Annotated in this window: 14 protein-coding genes and 5 tRNA genes; 12 read left to right on the top strand and 7 right to left on the bottom strand. The window is 73.3% G+C overall.

The annotated features are described in order from the left end of the window. Positions 1–205 precede the first annotated feature (205 nt). The 3 genes from cobT to ABZ016_RS28370 all read left to right on the top strand — a co-directional run bounded on the left by cobT (position 206) and on the right by ABZ016_RS28370 (position 6643). Positions 206–4285 (top strand): nicotinate-nucleotide--dimethylbenzimidazole phosphoribosyltransferase, encoded by a 4080-nt coding sequence (gene cobT / locus ABZ016_RS28380; RefSeq protein ID WP_356919529.1) that lies wholly within the window; start codon positions 206–208, stop codon positions 4283–4285. A gap of 234 nt (positions 4286–4519) precedes the next feature. Continuing rightward, positions 4520–5761, top strand: a complete 1242-nt coding sequence (cobA, locus tag ABZ016_RS28375) for a uroporphyrinogen-III C-methyltransferase (RefSeq protein ID WP_356919528.1) — start codon at positions 4520–4522, stop codon at positions 5759–5761. A gap of 63 nt (positions 5762–5824) precedes the next feature. Next, entirely contained in the window at positions 5825–6643 is an 819-nt protein-coding gene (locus ABZ016_RS28370; protein ID WP_356919527.1) for an RNA methyltransferase, read from the top strand. Between the two features lie 113 nt (positions 6644–6756). Here ABZ016_RS28370 and ABZ016_RS28365 read toward each other — a convergent pair whose 3' ends face one another. Beyond that, positions 6757–8172: a serine/threonine-protein kinase gene (locus tag ABZ016_RS28365; protein WP_356919526.1), complete on the bottom strand. Its 1416-nt coding sequence runs from the start codon at positions 8170–8172 to the stop codon at positions 6757–6759. 195 nt (positions 8173–8367) lie between these two features. Here ABZ016_RS28365 and ABZ016_RS28360 point away from each other — a divergent pair, with 195 nt between their 5' ends. The 4 genes from ABZ016_RS28360 to ABZ016_RS28345 all read left to right on the top strand — a co-directional run bounded on the left by ABZ016_RS28360 (position 8368) and on the right by ABZ016_RS28345 (position 10737). After that, on the top strand, positions 8368–8577 hold the full coding sequence (locus ABZ016_RS28360) for a hypothetical protein (RefSeq protein ID WP_356919525.1): 210 nt from the start codon (positions 8368–8370) through the stop codon (positions 8575–8577). Positions 8578–8812: 235 nt separating this feature from the next. Next, positions 8813–9022, top strand: coding sequence for a hypothetical protein (locus ABZ016_RS28355; RefSeq protein ID WP_003989022.1), 210 nt, complete (start codon positions 8813–8815; stop codon positions 9020–9022). Positions 9023–9431: 409 nt separating this feature from the next. Continuing rightward, positions 9432–10367: an aminoglycoside phosphotransferase family protein gene (locus tag ABZ016_RS28350; protein WP_356919524.1), complete on the top strand. Its 936-nt coding sequence runs from the start codon at positions 9432–9434 to the stop codon at positions 10365–10367. A 79-nt stretch (positions 10368–10446) separates the two neighbouring features. Continuing rightward, complete coding sequence (locus tag ABZ016_RS28345; RefSeq protein WP_078506820.1) at positions 10447–10737, top strand: zf-TFIIB domain-containing protein; 291 nt, start codon at positions 10447–10449, stop codon at positions 10735–10737. Positions 10738–10838: 101 nt separating this feature from the next. Here ABZ016_RS28345 and ABZ016_RS28340 read toward each other — a convergent pair. From ABZ016_RS28340 to ABZ016_RS28320, 5 genes are all read right to left on the bottom strand, one after another. Next, positions 10839–10910: transfer RNA gene (locus ABZ016_RS28340), tRNA-Val, on the bottom strand. Positions 10911–10953: 43 nt separating this feature from the next. Continuing rightward, a tRNA-Val gene (locus tag ABZ016_RS28335) sits at positions 10954–11025 on the bottom strand. Between the two features lie 26 nt (positions 11026–11051). Continuing rightward, positions 11052–11123 (bottom strand) — tRNA-Val (locus ABZ016_RS28330). Between the two features lies 1 nt (position 11124). Continuing rightward, positions 11125–11198: transfer RNA gene (locus ABZ016_RS28325), tRNA-Cys, on the bottom strand. A 37-nt stretch (positions 11199–11235) separates the two neighbouring features. Next, positions 11236–11308, bottom strand: a tRNA-Gly gene (locus ABZ016_RS28320). A gap of 178 nt (positions 11309–11486) precedes the next feature. Here ABZ016_RS28320 and ABZ016_RS28315 point away from each other — a divergent pair. From ABZ016_RS28315 to ABZ016_RS28305, 3 genes are read left to right on the top strand one after another with little or no spacing between them, the layout of a single operon-like run. Then, the gene (locus ABZ016_RS28315) at positions 11487–12530 is read left to right on the top strand and encodes a chorismate-binding protein (RefSeq protein WP_356919523.1); all 1044 of its coding nucleotides are present in this window, start codon (positions 11487–11489) and stop codon (positions 12528–12530) included. Next, on the top strand, positions 12527–13348 hold the full coding sequence (locus tag ABZ016_RS28310) for an aminodeoxychorismate lyase (RefSeq protein ID WP_356919522.1): 822 nt from the start codon (positions 12527–12529) through the stop codon (positions 13346–13348). Before ABZ016_RS28315 ends, ABZ016_RS28310 begins: the two co-directional genes overlap by 4 nt. 55 nt (positions 13349–13403) lie before the next feature. Continuing rightward, positions 13404–14228 carry a GNAT family N-acetyltransferase gene (locus ABZ016_RS28305; protein WP_356919521.1) on the top strand — a complete coding sequence of 275 codons (825 nt, stop codon included), beginning with the start codon at positions 13404–13406 and terminating at the stop codon, positions 14226–14228. Between the two features lie 34 nt (positions 14229–14262). Here ABZ016_RS28305 and ABZ016_RS28300 read toward each other — a convergent pair whose 3' ends face one another. Continuing rightward, the gene (locus tag ABZ016_RS28300; protein WP_356919520.1) at positions 14263–14793 is read right to left on the bottom strand and encodes a DsbA family protein; all 531 of its coding nucleotides are present in this window, start codon (positions 14791–14793) and stop codon (positions 14263–14265) included. Positions 14794–14984: 191 nt separating this feature from the next. Here ABZ016_RS28300 and ABZ016_RS28295 point away from each other — a divergent pair, with 191 nt between their 5' ends. Together ABZ016_RS28295 and ABZ016_RS28290 are read left to right on the top strand one after the other, a co-directional pair. Beyond that, positions 14985–15422: a hypothetical protein gene (locus ABZ016_RS28295; RefSeq protein ID WP_356919606.1), complete on the top strand. Its 438-nt coding sequence runs from the start codon at positions 14985–14987 to the stop codon at positions 15420–15422. Positions 15423–15574: 152 nt separating this feature from the next. Next, positions 15575–15727 (top strand): hypothetical protein, encoded by a 153-nt coding sequence (locus tag ABZ016_RS28290; RefSeq protein ID WP_167545780.1) that lies wholly within the window; start codon positions 15575–15577, stop codon positions 15725–15727. The last annotated feature ends 64 nt before the right edge of the window (positions 15728–15791 follow it).

The raw sequence follows: 15791 nt of genomic DNA, 5'->3' as shown, positions 1-15791 counted from the left end.
CGCAGTCCACAGAGGAACCGTCGCGGATCAACGTGCCGTGACGGCGGTTCGGCCGCAACAATGCCAGTGAGTGGCTTTGTCGCCTTTTCCGGGCGGGCCGTTCGTGCCGCTGGGGACGCACGCTCGTTCTTCACTGCGGGGCGGTCGGTGCGCCGTTCCGGGTGAGCTGGTCGTAGGAGCACTAACCGATGGGCGAGGGGTACGCATGACCGACACCGGCCAGGTCCCGGGCGAGGGACTGCCGGAGAGCGCAGGCATGGTGGAGCAGCCGGGCGCCTCCGCGCACGGTGCGTACGCCTACGTCTCCGAGGACACCGTCGAGGAAGAGGACCTGTTGCTGCCGGGTTCCCAGGGTGCCTGGGGCAACGAGGTCGCCCCGCCCGTGCCGGAGCCGGTCGTCGAGACCGTGCACCAGCCGGGCCCGCACGAGATCTCCGGCCGCGACAGCGGCTCGGTCGACCTCGGCGGCGTCCGCCTGCCCGACCCGCCGCCGATCCCGCCCATCACCCCGCGCCGGCCGCTGCACCTCGGCCCGCCGCTGCCCGACAGCTCCGCGAGCCCGGTCCGCTCCCTGGCCGACCGCGGCCCCGCCGACGCACCGGTACGCCAGCCCGCACCCGCGTCGGCGGGTCCCGAGTACCTCGACGCACCGCGCGCCGCCGAGCCCCTCTCGCCCCCGGCGGCTCCCTGGGTCGCACAGGCCGTGCCCCAGGGCCCGGTGGGCACCGGGGCCGCACCTGCGGAAACGGTTGTTCCGGCTCCGCAACCGACGGGCACGGCCCAGGCCGTCGCGACCGGCGGGGCGACGGAGACGGGCGAGCCGGCGTTGGCTCACCCCGCCGAGTCCGGACAACTCCCGGCGCCCGCCCAGTCCCCGGACCCTGCGACCGCCCCCGGCCCCGACGAGGGTCAGGCGGTGGCCGCCGAGGCAGGGCAGGCGATGCCGGTGCAGAGCACGGAAGCCGCCGGCGAGCCGGGTGCCGGCCCGGACGCAGCCCAGGCGGTTGCCCCTGAGGCCGGGCAGGCGGTCCCGACGGAGGGCACGGAGGCCGTCGGTGAGCCCGGGGTCGCTCCGGACGCCGATCAGGTGGCCGTCGCCGAGGCCGGACAGGCGGTGCCCGCGGAGGGCACGGAGACCGTCGGCCCCGACGCGGGTCAGGCGGTGACCGCCCAGGCCGGACAGGCAGTGCCGGTACAGGGCACGGAAGTTGCCGACGAGCCGGATGCGACGGGCGTCGCCCCAGAAGCCGACCAGGCTGCCGATGCCGAGGCGGGGCAGGCCGTACCCGCGAGTGACGTGGCTGGTGCCGAGGCGGGACAGGCCGTACCCGCGAGTGACGTGGCCGGTGCCGAGGCCGGGCAGGCCGTTCCCGTGCCTGGGGTGGCGGATGCCGCCGGTACGGGCGCCGATCCGGAAGCGGAGCCTCTCGATGCTCCCGCGACCGAGCAGGCCCCGCCGGCCCAAGACGCTGCCGTCGTAGGCGGTCCCGCCGAGGCGGGTGCCGTACCGGCGCAGGCCGAGGAGCCCGCGCCGGTCATGGACGGTGCCGGTCAGGCCGGTGAGCAGGAGCTTGCCGCCGCTGCTCCCGCAGCCCCCGGCCCGGCCCCCGCAGGCGACTCCGCCGACGGCGCCGAACAGGCCCCGGTGGCCGCTGCCACGGAGCAGGGCGTGGCGCCCGCTCCCGTCCCCGAGGCCGCACCGGCCCCCGAAGCGGTCCCCTTCCCGGAGGCTCCCGTCATGCCCGAGCACGCCGTCGCGGCACCCGAGCCCGGTCCCGGGGAGACGGTTGCCGCCCCCGAGGCCGCCGCACCCGCGGGCCCCGACCCTGCCGTGCAGGCGCCCGACGCGCCCGCCCCCGAGCCCGTAGTGCAGGAGCCGGACACCACCGGCACCGAGCCTGCCACGCAGCCTGCCGAGGAGACCGCCCAGCAGGCCGACCCCCAGGCCGCTGAGGCAACTGACGCCGGGACAACCGCTCACGCCCCCGAGGGGGCGGCTGCACAGGCCGCCGCCGCTCCCGAAGCACCCGCCGACGCCACTGCCGTCCCGGCCCCCGGAACGCAGGCCCCCGCCGCGCCGGCCGAGGCGCCCGCACCCGAGGCACCCGCCGACGCACCGGCGCAGCCCACCGCTGAAACCGTGCCCGTCCAGCCCGCCGGTACGGTCACCCCCGACTCCCCGGCGGAGACCCCCGTGCCCGCTCAGGCACCCGAGCCGATCGCCGCCGCCCCGGCGGACGAGGAAGCCCCGGAGACGGCACAGCCCGCCCCCGAGCAGGTCGCCTCCCCACCGGCCCCCGCCGAGGACGTCACCGTGCCGACCACCGACGAGCAGCACGCACAGCCCGTCCCGCAGGGCCCGCAGCAGTCCCCGTCCGCCGTCGAGGCGGACACCGTCGTCATGGTCCCCGCGCCCCGCGAGGGTGACGCCGAACTCGTACAGAACGCCGACGACCTGGACACCCGGGCCGCCGAACAGGAAGACCTGGCGGACCAGGAACGTCACGAGGGAGAGGGCGCGGCCGCAGTGGCAGAACCACGAGAGTCCACCGGCCCCGCCGCACCCGGCTACGACCCCGCCGAGCGCGAGGCCGTGCTGAAGGTGATGCGCGAACGCCGCGACATCCGCAACGGCTTCCGCAGCGACCCGATCCCGCACGAGGTGCTGCTCCGTGTCCTGGAGGCCGCCCACCACGCGCCCTCCGTCGGCCACTCGCAGCCCTGGGACTTCGTCGTCATCCGCTCCGCCGACACCCGGCGCGCGATGCACGAACTGGCGATGCGTCAGCGCGACGCGTACGCCAAGTCCCTCCCCAAGGGCCGGGCGAAGCAGTTCAAGGAACTGAAGATCGAGGCCATCCTCGACACCCCGGTGAACATCGTGGTCACCGCCGACCCGACCCGCGGCGGCCGTCACACCCTCGGCCGTCACACCCAGCCCCAGATGGCGCCGTACTCGGCAGCCCTGGCCGTGGAGAACCTCTGGCTCGCCGCCCGCGCCGAAGGCCTCGGCGTCGGCTGGGTCAGCTTCTTCGACGAGCGCGAGATGGTCCGCGCCCTCGGCCTGCCCGAGCACCTCGAAGTCATCGCCTACCTGTGCGTCGGATACGTCGACGAGTTCCCGGACGAGCCCGAGCTGCTGCAGGCGGGCTGGTCCAAGCGCCGCCCACTGTCGTGGGTCGTGCACGAGGAGACGTACGGCCGTCGCGCCCTGCCCGGAGAGGAACCGCACGACCTGCTCGCCGAGACCGTGGCGCAGATCCGCCCGCTGGACGCCAAGGCGCTCGGCGAGGCGTGGGAGCGCCAGAAGCGTATGACCAAGCCGGCCGGTGCGCTGGGCATGCTGGAGATCATCTCCGCCCAGCTGTCCGGCCTGTCCCGCCAGTGCCCGCCGCCCATCCCGGAGCCCGCCGCCGTCGCGATCTTCGCCGGTGACCACGGGGTCCACGCCCAGGGCGTCACCCCCTGGCCGCAGGAGGTCACGGCCCAGATGGTGGCCAACTTCCTCGGCGGCGGAGCCGTCTGCAACGCCTTCGCCACCCAGGTGGGCGCCGAGGTCTGCATCGTCGACGTGGGCGTGGCCGCCGACCTCCCGGCGACCCCGGGCCTGCTGCCCCGCAAGGTCCGTGCCGGCACGTCCGACCTGACCACCGGCCCCGCGATGACCCGCGAGGAGGCCAAGCAGGCCATCGAGGTGGGCATCGAGACCGCCCGCGACCTGGTCGCCGCCGGCAACAAGGCCCTGCTCACCGGCGAGATGGGCATCGCCAACACGACCGCGTCGGCCGCGCTGATCTCCGTGTTCACGGGTGCGGACCCGGCCGAGGTCACGGGCCGGGGTACCGGCATCAACGACGAGACCCTCGCCCGCAAGACCGAGGTCGTCCGCCGCGCCCTGGAGCTCCACCAGCCGGACCCGGCCGACCCGATCGGCGTGCTGGCCGCGGTCGGCGGGTTCGAGCACGCCGCCATCGTCGGGCTCCTGCTCGGCGGCGCGTCCCTGCGGACGCCGGTCATCCTGGACGGCGTCAGCGCCGGTGCCGCCGCCCTGGTGGCGCGCGCCATCGCCCCGGAGGTCCTCGCGGCCTGCATCGCCGGGCACCGCAGCGCCGAGCCGGGCCACGTGGCGGCCCTGAACAAGCTGGGCCTGCGCCCCCTGGTCGACCTGGACCTCAGGCTGGGCGAGGGCACGGGCGCCCTCCTGGCCCTTCCGCTCGTCCAGAGCACGGCCAGGGCGATGCACGAGGTGGCGACGTTCGATTCGGCGGGAGTCACCGAGAAGTAGGGCTCCCGCGGGCCGGGCCGCCCGCGGGTCCGTTGCCCTCGTGGGCTCGTGGGCTCACGGGTCCGTGGGTCTGTGGGCAGTCGTTCCGCAGGGCGGAACGGGTGGGCACGGACCCACGCACCCGCACCCGGCCACGATGCCCAGCCATCGGACACCCTCGCCCCCGAAACCCCTCGCGCCTTAAAATCCGCACGTCAGGGCACCGAACACCGCCACAACAGGAGCCACACCCTCATGGCCGAACACCCCGCCTACCCCGTAGGCCTCCGCCTCACCGGCCGCCGCGTGGTCGTCCTCGGCGGCGGTCAGGTCGCCCAGCGCCGCCTGCCCGCCCTCATCGCGGCCGGCGCGGACGTCCTCCTCGTCTCCCCCGAGGTCACCCCCTCCGTGGAGGCCATGGCGGACGCCGGGGAAATCACCTGGCGCCGACGCCCCTACGAGGAAGGCGACCTCACCGACGCCTGGTACGCCCTGATCGCCACCGGCGACCTTGACGCCAACACCCGGGCCTCCGCGGAGGCGGAGCGCCGCCGCGTCTGGTGCGTCCGCTCGGACGACGCCGACGAGGCGACGGCCTGGACCCCGGCCACCGGCCACAGCGAGGGCGTCACGGTCGCCGTCCTCACCACGGACGCCCGTGGCCGCGACCCCCGCCACACCGCCGCCATCCGGGACGCCGTCGTCGAGGGCCTGCGCGACGGCACGCTGGTCGCCCCGCACCACCGCACCCGCACCCCCGGCGTCGCCCTGGTCGGGGGCGGCCCCGGTGACCCGGACCTGATCACGGTCCGCGGCCGGCGCCTGCTCGCCGAGGCGGACGTCGTCATCGCGGACCGCCTCGGCCCGCGCGACCTCCTCGCCGAACTCCCGCCGCACGTCGAGGTGATCGACGCGGCGAAGATCCCCTACGGTCGCTTCATGGCCCAGGAGGCCATCAACAACGCGCTGATCGAGCATGCGAAGCAGGGCAAGTCGGTCGTCCGCCTGAAGGGCGGCGACCCGTACGTCTTCGGCCGTGGCATGGAGGAGCTCCAGGCCCTCGCCGAGGTCGGCATCGCCTGCACGGTCGTTCCCGGGATCTCCAGCTCGATCTCGGTCCCGAGTGCCGCGGGCATCCCGGTCACCCACCGCGGGGTCGCCCATGAGTTCACCGTGGTCAGCGGCCATGTCGCGCCCGACGACGAGCGCTCCCTGGTCGACTGGCCGTCCCTGGCCAGGCTGACCGGCACGCTGGTCATCCTCATGGGCGTCGACAAGATCGGAAAGATCGCCGAGACGCTCGTCGCGCACGGAAAGCCCGCCGACACTCCCGTCGCCCTCGTCCAGGAGGGCACCACGGCCGCTCAGCGCCGGGTCGACGCGACCCTCGCGACGGTCGCCGAGACCGTACGGGCGAAGGACGTGAAGCCCCCGGCGGTCATCGTCATCGGCGAGGTCGTGAAGATCGGCCCCACGGTCACCGCACCGAGCGAGTAACCCCGGGTAACCAACCCGTCCCAAGCCGTTGGCACCGTACCCAGGACAAGGCAGTATCACCCTGTGGCCGATCTCATCACCGTCGAGGATCCCGACGACCCGCGTCTGCGCGACTACACCGGCCTGACCGACGTGGAGCTGCGCCGCAAGCGCGAACCCGCCGAGGGCCTCTTCATCGCCGAGGGCGAGAAGGTCATCCGAAGGGCCAAGGAAGCCGGCTACGAGATGCGCTCCATGCTGCTCTCGGCCAAGTGGGTCGACGTCATGCGCGACGTCATCGACGAGCTCCCCGCCCCGGTCTACGCCGTCAGCCCGGAGCTCGCCGAACGGGTCACCGGCTACCACGTGCACCGGGGGGCGCTCGCCTCCATGCAGCGCAAGCCCCTCCCCACGGCGGCCGACCTCCTCCGCACGGCCCGCCGCGTCGTGATCATGGAGTCGGTCAACGATCACACCAACATCGGCGCGATCTTCCGCTCGGCCGCCGCCCTCGGCATGGACGCCGTCCTGCTCTCCCCGGACTGCGCCGACCCCCTCTACCGCCGCAGCGTGAAGGTCTCCATGGGCGCGGTCTTCTCCGTTCCGTACGCCCGGCTGGACAGCTGGCCGAAGGGTCTGGAGTCGGTCCGCGAGGCCGGCTTCACGCTCCTGGCCCTCACCCCCGACGAGAAGGCCCGCTCCCTCGACGAGGCCGCCCCGCACACCATGGACCGGGTGGCCCTGATGCTCGGAGCCGAGGGCGACGGCCTGTCCACCCAGGCCCTGGTCGCCGCCGACGAGTGGGTCCGCATCCCCATGTCCCACGGCGTCGACTCCCTCAACGTGGGCGCCGCGGCCGCCGTCGCCTTCTACGCCGTCGCCACCGGCCGCCCCCAGGCGTAGGAGGTGCGGGGGAGCAGCGCGAGCCGACGGCCACCCGCCCCGGCCTGACGGGGAACCTCCGAACGGCTCCTGCCCGGGCTGTGACGGCCCGCCGAACATCCGGCGCCGATGCCCTACGGTCCGAAGTCGTCCGGCGTGTGACCCTGCTGTACACGCTCCTGCCGCACGCCGCCCCCGTCGCCGCCGAGTCCCCGCGCCGGTCCCTGGCAGCCCTGGACGAGAGCGATGCCGAGCGCCACGACCAGCGTGACGACGACGAACACGAACAGCCGCTGCCGCAGCAACCGCGGATTGGCGGGCCGCAGCCGGGTCCCCGTGTTCCTGGACGCCGGGCGCCCGGTCCCGCTGTGCGGAGCAGGACGGCTGCCGCTGTTCGACCGTGTCCCGTTGCGCCCGGTGGGCGTCGGCCTCGACCCGGACCGTGAGGGGGCGCCGCCGCGAGGGCCGCCGCCCGCCGGAGTTCCACCGCGGGCACCGCGTCCGGCCTGTTGGCCGTTGCCCTGCGCGCCGTTCCCGCGCCGGGGAGACCCGTCCCCGGCGGCAGCCGAACCCCGTGGCGGGGGAGTGCCCCGGCCCCGCTGTAGGCCGGACGCTCCCGCACCCTGCTGTCCCTGCGGCCGCCGGGCGCGCTCGGGGTAGGTGTCGGCGGGCCGCTCGGTCTCGGCACCGCGTGGCGCGGGCGGCCGTACACCCGTGAGGCCTTGCGACTCGCGGGCCGCGATCTCCTTCAGCCGCAGCGACAGTTGGAGCGTGCTCGGCCGCTCCTCGGGGTCCTTGGCCAGGCACGCCCGGACGAGCGGGGCCAGCGCGTCCGGCACGCCGTGCAGCTGTGCCTCCTCGTGCACGACGCGGTACAGCATCACTTCGGAACTGCCGTGCCCGAAGGGCGAGTCGCCCATCGAGGCGTACGCGAGCGTGGCACCGAGCGAGAAAACGTCCGTGGCCGGCGTGACGGCGGCCCCGCGCACCTGCTCCGGCGCGAGGAAGCCCGGCGAGCCGACCGCCGTACCGACATGGGTGAGCGTCGAGGCGCCGGTGGCCCAGGCGATGCCGAAGTCGATGATCCGCGGCCCCTTGGGGGACAGCAGGATGTTGGACGGCTTGAGGTCCCGATGCACGACCCCGGCCTCGTGCACGGCGACCAGACCCTCCGACAGCGCGGCACCGACGGCGGCGACGTCGGCCGCCCCGAGCGGTCCCTCGGCGGCGATCTTGTCGTGCAGAGAGGGGCCGGGTACGTACTGGGTGGCGAACCAGGGCCGCTCCGCGTCGAGGTCGGCGGCCACGAGCCGGGCCGTACAGCCGCCCCGGATCCGCCGCGCCGCCGAGACCTCGCGGGCGAACCGCGAGCGGAACTCCTGATCCTCCGCCAGGTCGGGACGGATGACCTTCAGCGCGACCCGCTGCCCCTTCTTGTCTGAGCCCAGGTAGACCACGCCCATCCCGCCCGCGCCGAGCCGTCTGTGAAGCCTGAACGAGCCGACGACGCGCGGGTCCTCGCGCCTCAGGCGCATCATCGCCATGTTCATCCCCGCTGCCCGGTCCTGTGACGAGCCACAGCTTACGTTTCCACGACCGCCCGCGCGCAGAGGCCGCGCCCTCTCGGGGCGATGGATTGTCAGTGGCGGGTGGGAGATGTGAAAGGTGGTCACGGGGCGTGCGGACAGGTCGCGTTCGCACGGCGGTGTGCCCCAACCGCGCGCCGCAGAAGGGAGATTGGCGCCATGCAGGGTGATCGTGTGGAATCAGTCGCGGACGCGGGCGGCACGACGTGCCGCAAGGGGGAGGCGGCGGTACGCCGAGGTGTCATGGAAGTGAGCGAAGTCACGCGTACGGGGACAGTGGTGCGTACGGCACGCTTTATGGCGAACTGGGTGCCGGGGCCGGCGGAGCGGCCGACTCTGCGGAAGAAATGTCAGTGCAAAGCGGGGTGACTCGGGCGTCCCCTCGGGGAACACCCTGAGACCCGGGTCCGCGTCTCCACCCAGGGGAGTACATCGCAGGCGACGGCTCATCCTCCCGGAGGCCCGCCAATCGGTACGAGGGCATGACGCCCAGGATGGGCCGGACGCCTAGATTTGAGGTCAAGCGGCGGGTGGCAGCACTCGTCCCCCGAGGTCAGACACCCGCCGCTACCCATGACAACTGAGAACGGTCAGGAGAGGGACCATGGCCCACACGGCGCCGCGGACGATGATCCGCGAGGAGGGACGCAAGGCGTACGCCGCCGCGTTCCGCTCCCGCCGCCAGGGCCGTCGCCACCCCGTGGTGGCGACGCTGATGGCCCTTCCCCTGGCGGTCCTGCTCCTCCTCGTCTTCGACGGGTGGGAGACAGTGGCCACACAGGCGTCGTCCGTGGGAGAGATGCTGGGGCGCTGAGCGGCGACCCCAGGCCCGGAAGAGCGGTCCGGGCGGGGACATCCACCCATGAAACCCCGTGGGGACGGGGGTGCGGCGGACGGCAAAAATGCCGGCGCAGCTGGGGAGCTGCGCCGGCATTGCTTTGCCTCCAGCGCTTACGCCATCGCCGCGGGCGCGCTCCCGCTGAGCTGCGGGCAGTCGTGCCACCCGAGCTGCGGGCAGTCGTGCCACCCGAGCTGCGGGCAGTCGTGCCGCTGGGGCGATGGGGGTCCCCCCTGCTCGAGCGAAGCCGAGAGCTTGGGGGAGGGTGGGCGCAGCGGCACCCCGCTCCGCCGGGCTGCGCAACGCCCCGCCCTCAGCCCCAACGCAGAGCACCTGCCCCCAACAGTCCCGTACAGCTCGCCCCCTCCACACGTACCCTCACCCCGTGACCCCCGCCCCCCTCCTACACGCCCTCACCACCAAGGCCCGATCCACCGCCCACACCCGCTCCCCAACCTGCCCCTGCGGAGCAGAAACCCTGGCCGACCGCCCCGACGGCACCGTCGTCCGCCACGCCGACACGGTCGCGAAGGCCCACCCCCCGGACACCGACCCCACCGAACTGATCCACCGCCTCACCACCGCCACCCGCCACCCCGACATCCTCCTGCCCCCGCTCGCCCCGACCCCGGCGCCCCTGCACGACCGGCTCGTGACGCTCTGGCCGTACGGCACCCCCGTGGACCCGGACGACCCTGACGCGGCCCCTTGGGAAGCCGCCGCCACACTCCTCGCCCGGCTGCACCGCGCACCGGCCCCGGACGCCCTGCCCGCCATGCGGGGCCCCACCAAGGCGGCCCGCGCCCTCGTCCGGCTCCGCGAGGCCGGCCCGCATCCCGCTGCCGCCCCCGTCCTCCGGGCCTGGAGCACCCTCCCCGCCTGGGCCCGGGCCGAGGCCCCGATGCCGGACACCACCACGCTGTGCCACGGCGACCTCCACCTCGGCCAGCTCGTACGCCACCCCGCCCCGGAAGGCCCCTGGCTGCTGATCGACGTGGACGATCTCGGCGTCGGCGTCCCGGCCTGGGACCTCGCCCGCCCCGCCGCCTGGTACGCCTGCGGGTTGCTCCCGCCCGACGAATGGACCCGGTTCCTCACCGCCTACCGGGCGGCCGGGGGTCCCGCGGTCCCCGCCGAGGGGGACCCCTGGCCGGCCCTGGACGTCCCCGCCCGTGCTCTCACCGTCCAGACCGCGGCCCGGGCCGTCGCCAAGGCGGTCGTGGCCGGCCGGCCGCTGGACGAGGTGGAGCAGTCGGTGGTGGAGGCCTGTGACCGAATGGCTGCCGTCCCCGCGCAGTTGGCACGGGAGTGTGCGAAGTAGGGTGCAACCGACCACAGCCGGACAGAGTCTGTCCTGGCGACACATGAAGCAGGACCGACCGGCGAGGAGTTGAACGCCCATGCAGTGTCCGAAGTGCCATGCGCCGATGCACACGTACAACCGCAACGGTGTCCAGATCGAGCAGTGCAGCGGCTGCCGCGGCATCTTTCTCGACTACGGCGAGCTGGAGTCGCTGACGCGCCTGGAGTCCCAGTGGTCCCAGGGGGCCCCGCCGCCCCCTCCGGCCCCGCAGGCCTACCCCGCTCCTCCGGCCCCCGCCTGGGGAGCCCCGCACGGTGGCCACGGTCACCACGGCCATCACGGACACCACCGCCACAAGAGCTTCGGGCACATGCTGTTCTCGTCGTGACACGTTTTGTGACAGGTGTCGTGACACGCGTCGTGACACAACGAGCGTGATCGCCAAGAAGCCCCCGGCCGATTCGCTCGGCCGGGGGCTCCGGTGTGATGTGGACGATACTGGGATTGAACCAGTGACCTCTTCCGTGTCAGGGAAGCGCTCTCCCGCTGAGCTAATCGTCCTCGGGGTCATGACCACGCTGTGCGTCGGATCATGGGCACTGCGTGCGCGATACTGGGATTGAACCAGTGACCTCTTCCGTGTCAGGGAAGCGCTCTCCCGCTGAGCTAATCGCGCGGGTTCGGATCTTCGACGAGATCCAGTGGACGATACTGGGATTGAACCAGTGACCTCTTCCGTGTCAGGGAAGCGCTCTCCCGCTGAGCTAATCGTCCTTGGAGGTGGAGACGGGATTTGAACCCGTGTAGACGGCTTTGCAGGCCGTTGCCTCGCCTCTCGGCCACTCCACCAGGAGTGTAGGGGGCCCGGAAGCCCCCTGTTCCTTCGAGCGGACGACGAGGCTCGAACTCGCGACCTCAACCTTGGCAAGGTTGCGCTCTACCAACTGAGCTACGTCCGCTTGTCGTTTCGACCCGCTCTCGCGGCCCGGCGACGTGTTGAACTCTAGCGGATTCCGGGGCCAGTACAAAAACGCGTTTGTGCAGCGTGCTGCGCTTCCCCTGCTCAGGCGTGTCGCGGAGCCCCCCGACGGGACACGCCCCGGTCACTCGCGGGACACCCGCCATAGACTCGACCGCGTGCTCCACCACCCTCCTCTCGCCCGCTTCGGCGACCGCGTCGCCACCGGGCTCCTCGACGTCACCGACGACCCCGAGGCCCTGGAATCCAGTGGCTTCTGGGCCGTCTGCGCCGACTTCGAGGGCCGTCTGACCTGCGCCCGCTTCCGCGAGGTGCGGAAAGCCCGGGTGCCCGCTCCCGTGCCGGGGGCATGGCGCGGACCGGCGGCGGGTGAGTGGACGTCCTCGCTCGACCGCGCCGCGTACACGGCGGCGGTACGGCGGATCCGCGAGCACATCGCGGCCGGCGAGGTCTACCAGGCCAACCTGTGCCGGGTGCTGTCGGCGCCCGTCCCGCCCGGCGCCGACGTGGACGCCCTCACCGCACTGCTGGCCCGCGGCAACCCGGCACCCTATGCAGGAACGATCCGCCTACCCGGTCACGGCGTGGAGATCGCCACCGCGTCCCCCGAACTGTTCCTGCGACGCGAGGGCCGGGTCGTCGAGTCCGGGCCGATCAAGGGCACCGGCCGCACCGAGGCGGACCTGCTGCAGAAGGACTACGCCGAGAACGTGATGATCGTGGACCTGGTCCGCAACGACATCGGGCGGGTCTGCGCCACCGGCAGCGTGACGGTGCCCGACCTGTGCGCCGTCGAGAAGCATCCCGGGCTGGTCCACCTCGTGTCGACGGTCCGCGGTGAACTGGGCGACGGGGCCGGCTGGGCCGACCTGCTCGGCGCCGCGTTCCCGCCCGGATCGGTCACCGGTGCGCCCAAGTCGAGCGCCCTGCGGATCATCGACACGCTGGAGACCGCGCCCAGGGGCCCGTACTGCGGCGGCATCGGCTGGGTCGACGCCGACCGGAAGGCCGGCGAGCTGGCCGTCGGCATCCGTACCTTCTGGATCGACCGGGCCGACGGCATGCTGCGCTTCGGCACCGGCGCCGGCATCACCTGGGGCTCGGACCCCGAGGGGGAGTGGCGGGAGACCGAGCTGAAGGCGGACCGGCTGCTCGCGATAGCGTCGGGAGCGTACGACGTGAGTGGAGAGGACCTGACGTGAAGATCTGGCTCGACGGCGGGTTGCAGGACATCGAGTCCGCCCGCGTCTCCGTCTTCGACCACGGGCTGACCGTGGGCGACGGCATCTTCGAGACGGTGAAGGCCGTGCACGGCCAGGCGTTCGCGCTCACCCGGCACCTCGACCGGCTGACCCGGTCGGCACGCGGCCTCGGTCTGCCGGACCCGGACCACGACGAGGTACGCCGGGCCTGTGCCGCCGTCCTGGAGGCCAACCCGGCGCCGCTCGGCCGGCTGCGCATCACCTACACCGGCGGCCACGGCCCCCTGGGTTCCGACCGCGGCGAGCACGGCCCGACCCTCGTGGTCGCCCTCGGCGCCACCACCCGCCGCCCCGACTCCACCGCCGTGATCACGGTCCCCTGGACCCGCAACGAACGCGGCGCCCTCACCGGCCTGAAGACCACCTCGTACGCCGAGAACGTGGTCGCCCTCGCCCGGGCCCGCGAACGGGACGCGTCCGAGGCCCTGTTCGCCAACACGGTGGGACAGCTCTGCGAGGGCACCGGCTCCAACGTCTTCGTGGTCCTCGACGGCGAGCTGTACACACCGCCGCTCGCTTCGGGCTGTCTCGCCGGCATCACGCGCGCGCTGGCGATCGAGTGGACCGGCGCCGAGGAGACGGACCTGCCGCTGGACGTCCTTCAGCGGGCCGACGAGGTGTTCCTCACGTCCACGCTGCGGGACGTGCAGGCCGTGCACCGGGTCGACGACCGTGAGCTGCCGGGTGCGCCGGGCCCGGTGACCGCCAAGGCCATGCGGATCTTCGAGGAGCGGTCCGGGAACGACCTCGACCCCTGACAGCCCTCGGATATTCGGCTGACCGAGGCCGTGGCCCGGGGGTAGAACACCCCTGATGACCACGACCCTGCGGCCGACCGAGCCGCTTCAGCAGAACGCCGACGGGACGCGCTCACGCCGCTACCAGGTGTGCGTGAACAGCCGTCCCGTAGGGGCGATACACCTCGGCACGCATCCCGTGTTCGGCGACGCCGTGGCCCAGGTCCGGAGCCTGCGCATCGAGGAGCCGGACCGCAGACGCGGCCGGGGCACGGTGGCCGCGCTCGCCGCCGAGGAGGTGGTGCGCGGCTGGGGGTGCCGCCGTATCGAGGCGGCGGTGCCCGCCGACTCCGAGCCGGCGTTCCGGCTCGCCACGGCGCTCGGCTACGTCGTGCGCAACCGCGGCATGGACAAGGCCCTCGGCGACACCCCGCCGGACCTGCCGGAGGGCAGCCGCGCCCGTCCCATGACCGAGGCGGAGTTCGGCCCCTGGCTGGAGAAGGGCACGGAGGACTACGCGCAGAGCTGGATCGAACGGGGTGTTCCGGAGGCCGAGGCCCGGGCCAAGTCGGAACGCGACCACGCCACCCTGCTGCCCGACGGCCTCGCCACCCCCGGCATGCTCATCAGCATCGTGGAACACGAGGGGACACCGGTGGGCACGCTGTGGCTCGCGCTGCGCGAGGACAACGCCTTCGTCTTCGACGTCGAGACCCACGCCGCCCACCGGGGCAGGGGACACGGCCGCACCCTCATGCTGCTGGCCGAGGCCCAGACGATCGTCGAGGGCCGGCGGACCATCGGCCTCAACGTCTTCGCCGGCAACGCCCCGGCGGAACGGCTCTACGCGTCGCTGGGCTACGAGAACCGGCTGTACGCCATGTACAAGCCGCTCCTGTAGGGCCCGGCGCGGGACACGGGTCAGGGGCGGACGGTCAGTCCTGCTGCTCCTGCCCCGCCAGCAGCCGGTCCGCGATCTCCTCGATCCGCTCGCGCAGCCCCTCCTGGCTCTTGCCCCCGTCCAGCCGCTCACCGCCGATGACGTACGTCGGAGTACCGGTCACGCCGATCGCCTTGCCCTCGGCCTGGTCCGCGTCCACGAACAGGATGTGCCGGCCGTCGATCAGCGCGGTGTCGAACTCCTCCGCGTCCAGGCCAAGTTCGCGGGCCAGCTCGACCAGGAAGGGCTCTCCCGCACGGCCCAGTTCCTCGACCCGCCCGAGCAGGGCCTCGACGTACGGCCAGCCCCGGCCCTGCTCCCACGCCTCCTCTGCGGCCTGGGCGGCGGCGAAGGCGTGCTTGTTCTTGTCCAGCGGGAAGTGGCGCAGCCGCACCTCCAGACGGTCGCCGTAGCGGGCGCGCAGGGCACCGAGGTCGCCCAGGGCGGTACGGCAGTCCGGGCACTGGAGGTCGCACCAGACCTCGAGCACGGGGGCGGCGGGACGGGCGGGGGAGGAGTCGCTCATGCCGACAGTCTTCCAGCCCTCGGGGCTCGTACCCCAATCGGACGTACCGGGGCCGGGTCCACCGGCACCTGCGGAGGAGACGACCCGGAGATGTCCCTGATGTCCGCCCGGGGCGTGGCCCGCCGGGGTGCGGCGGGTGCAGGATGGAAGGGACGAAGCCCCTGCTCGACCGCGCCATGCTGGAGGACCGGATGATTGCCGAGACCGTCTGCTCCGCCGTGTCCGCGGCAGGCCTGGGCATTGCGGTCGTCACGGCGTACCGCAAGCGTTTCCTCGCGGCCACGCGCATCGCGGCCTACTCGCTGGTGCCGATCGGCCTGGTGATGACCGGAGTCGTCGAATGGCTGGCCGACACCGCCTTCAGTCCGACGGCCTGGGCCGGCTTCGGCGTGCTCGGCGTCGCATGGGTGCTCTTCATGACCACGCGCGTCGTGGAGCGCCGCCGCGGCGGCACCCGCAAGGAGCGCAGAGCCGCCCGTGCGGCCGACCAGCCCGACGCGGTGGCCCCGGCGGCCTCGGCGCCCTCCCTGGCCACGGGCTCCCGCCCCGCTTCCCGCCCCGCGGCGGCTCCCAAGGGGGACGACGACTTCACCGACATCGAGGCCATCCTCAAGAAGCACGGCATCTGACGGGCCCGCGTCGGCTGAATCGTCACAGTGGGTCCGAGGACGCGCGGAAATGATCACAACCCGAACCGGACCTCACGGATTCGGCGCACTCCCGCTCTGAACAGGGGCGCTGATCGCGCCCGGTCGGCCGACTGCGTCATCATCGCCGCGAGATGCTGGACACGACACAGAGCGACCCCGCGCCACCGCAGGACGAGCCCCGCGGTTGCCTTTTCGCCCTTTCCCAGCCACCGCTGATGATCTTCCTTGCGGTGATCGGGAGCCTGCTGCTCATGGCCTCGTTGCACGACCTGCTGCTGCTGTGAGCCTCACCCGCGGTACCCGGCGCCATCCGCCGGGACCGCGTCGGCATCGATGTCCCTCCGGAGT

The organism is Streptomyces sp. NPDC006372, from assembly GCF_040612515.1.
GTDB lineage: Bacteria > Actinomycetota > Actinomycetes > Streptomycetales > Streptomycetaceae > Streptomyces.
Note: the sequence above shows the minus strand (reverse complement) of the source record. Positions and strands in the feature narration are given on the sequence as shown.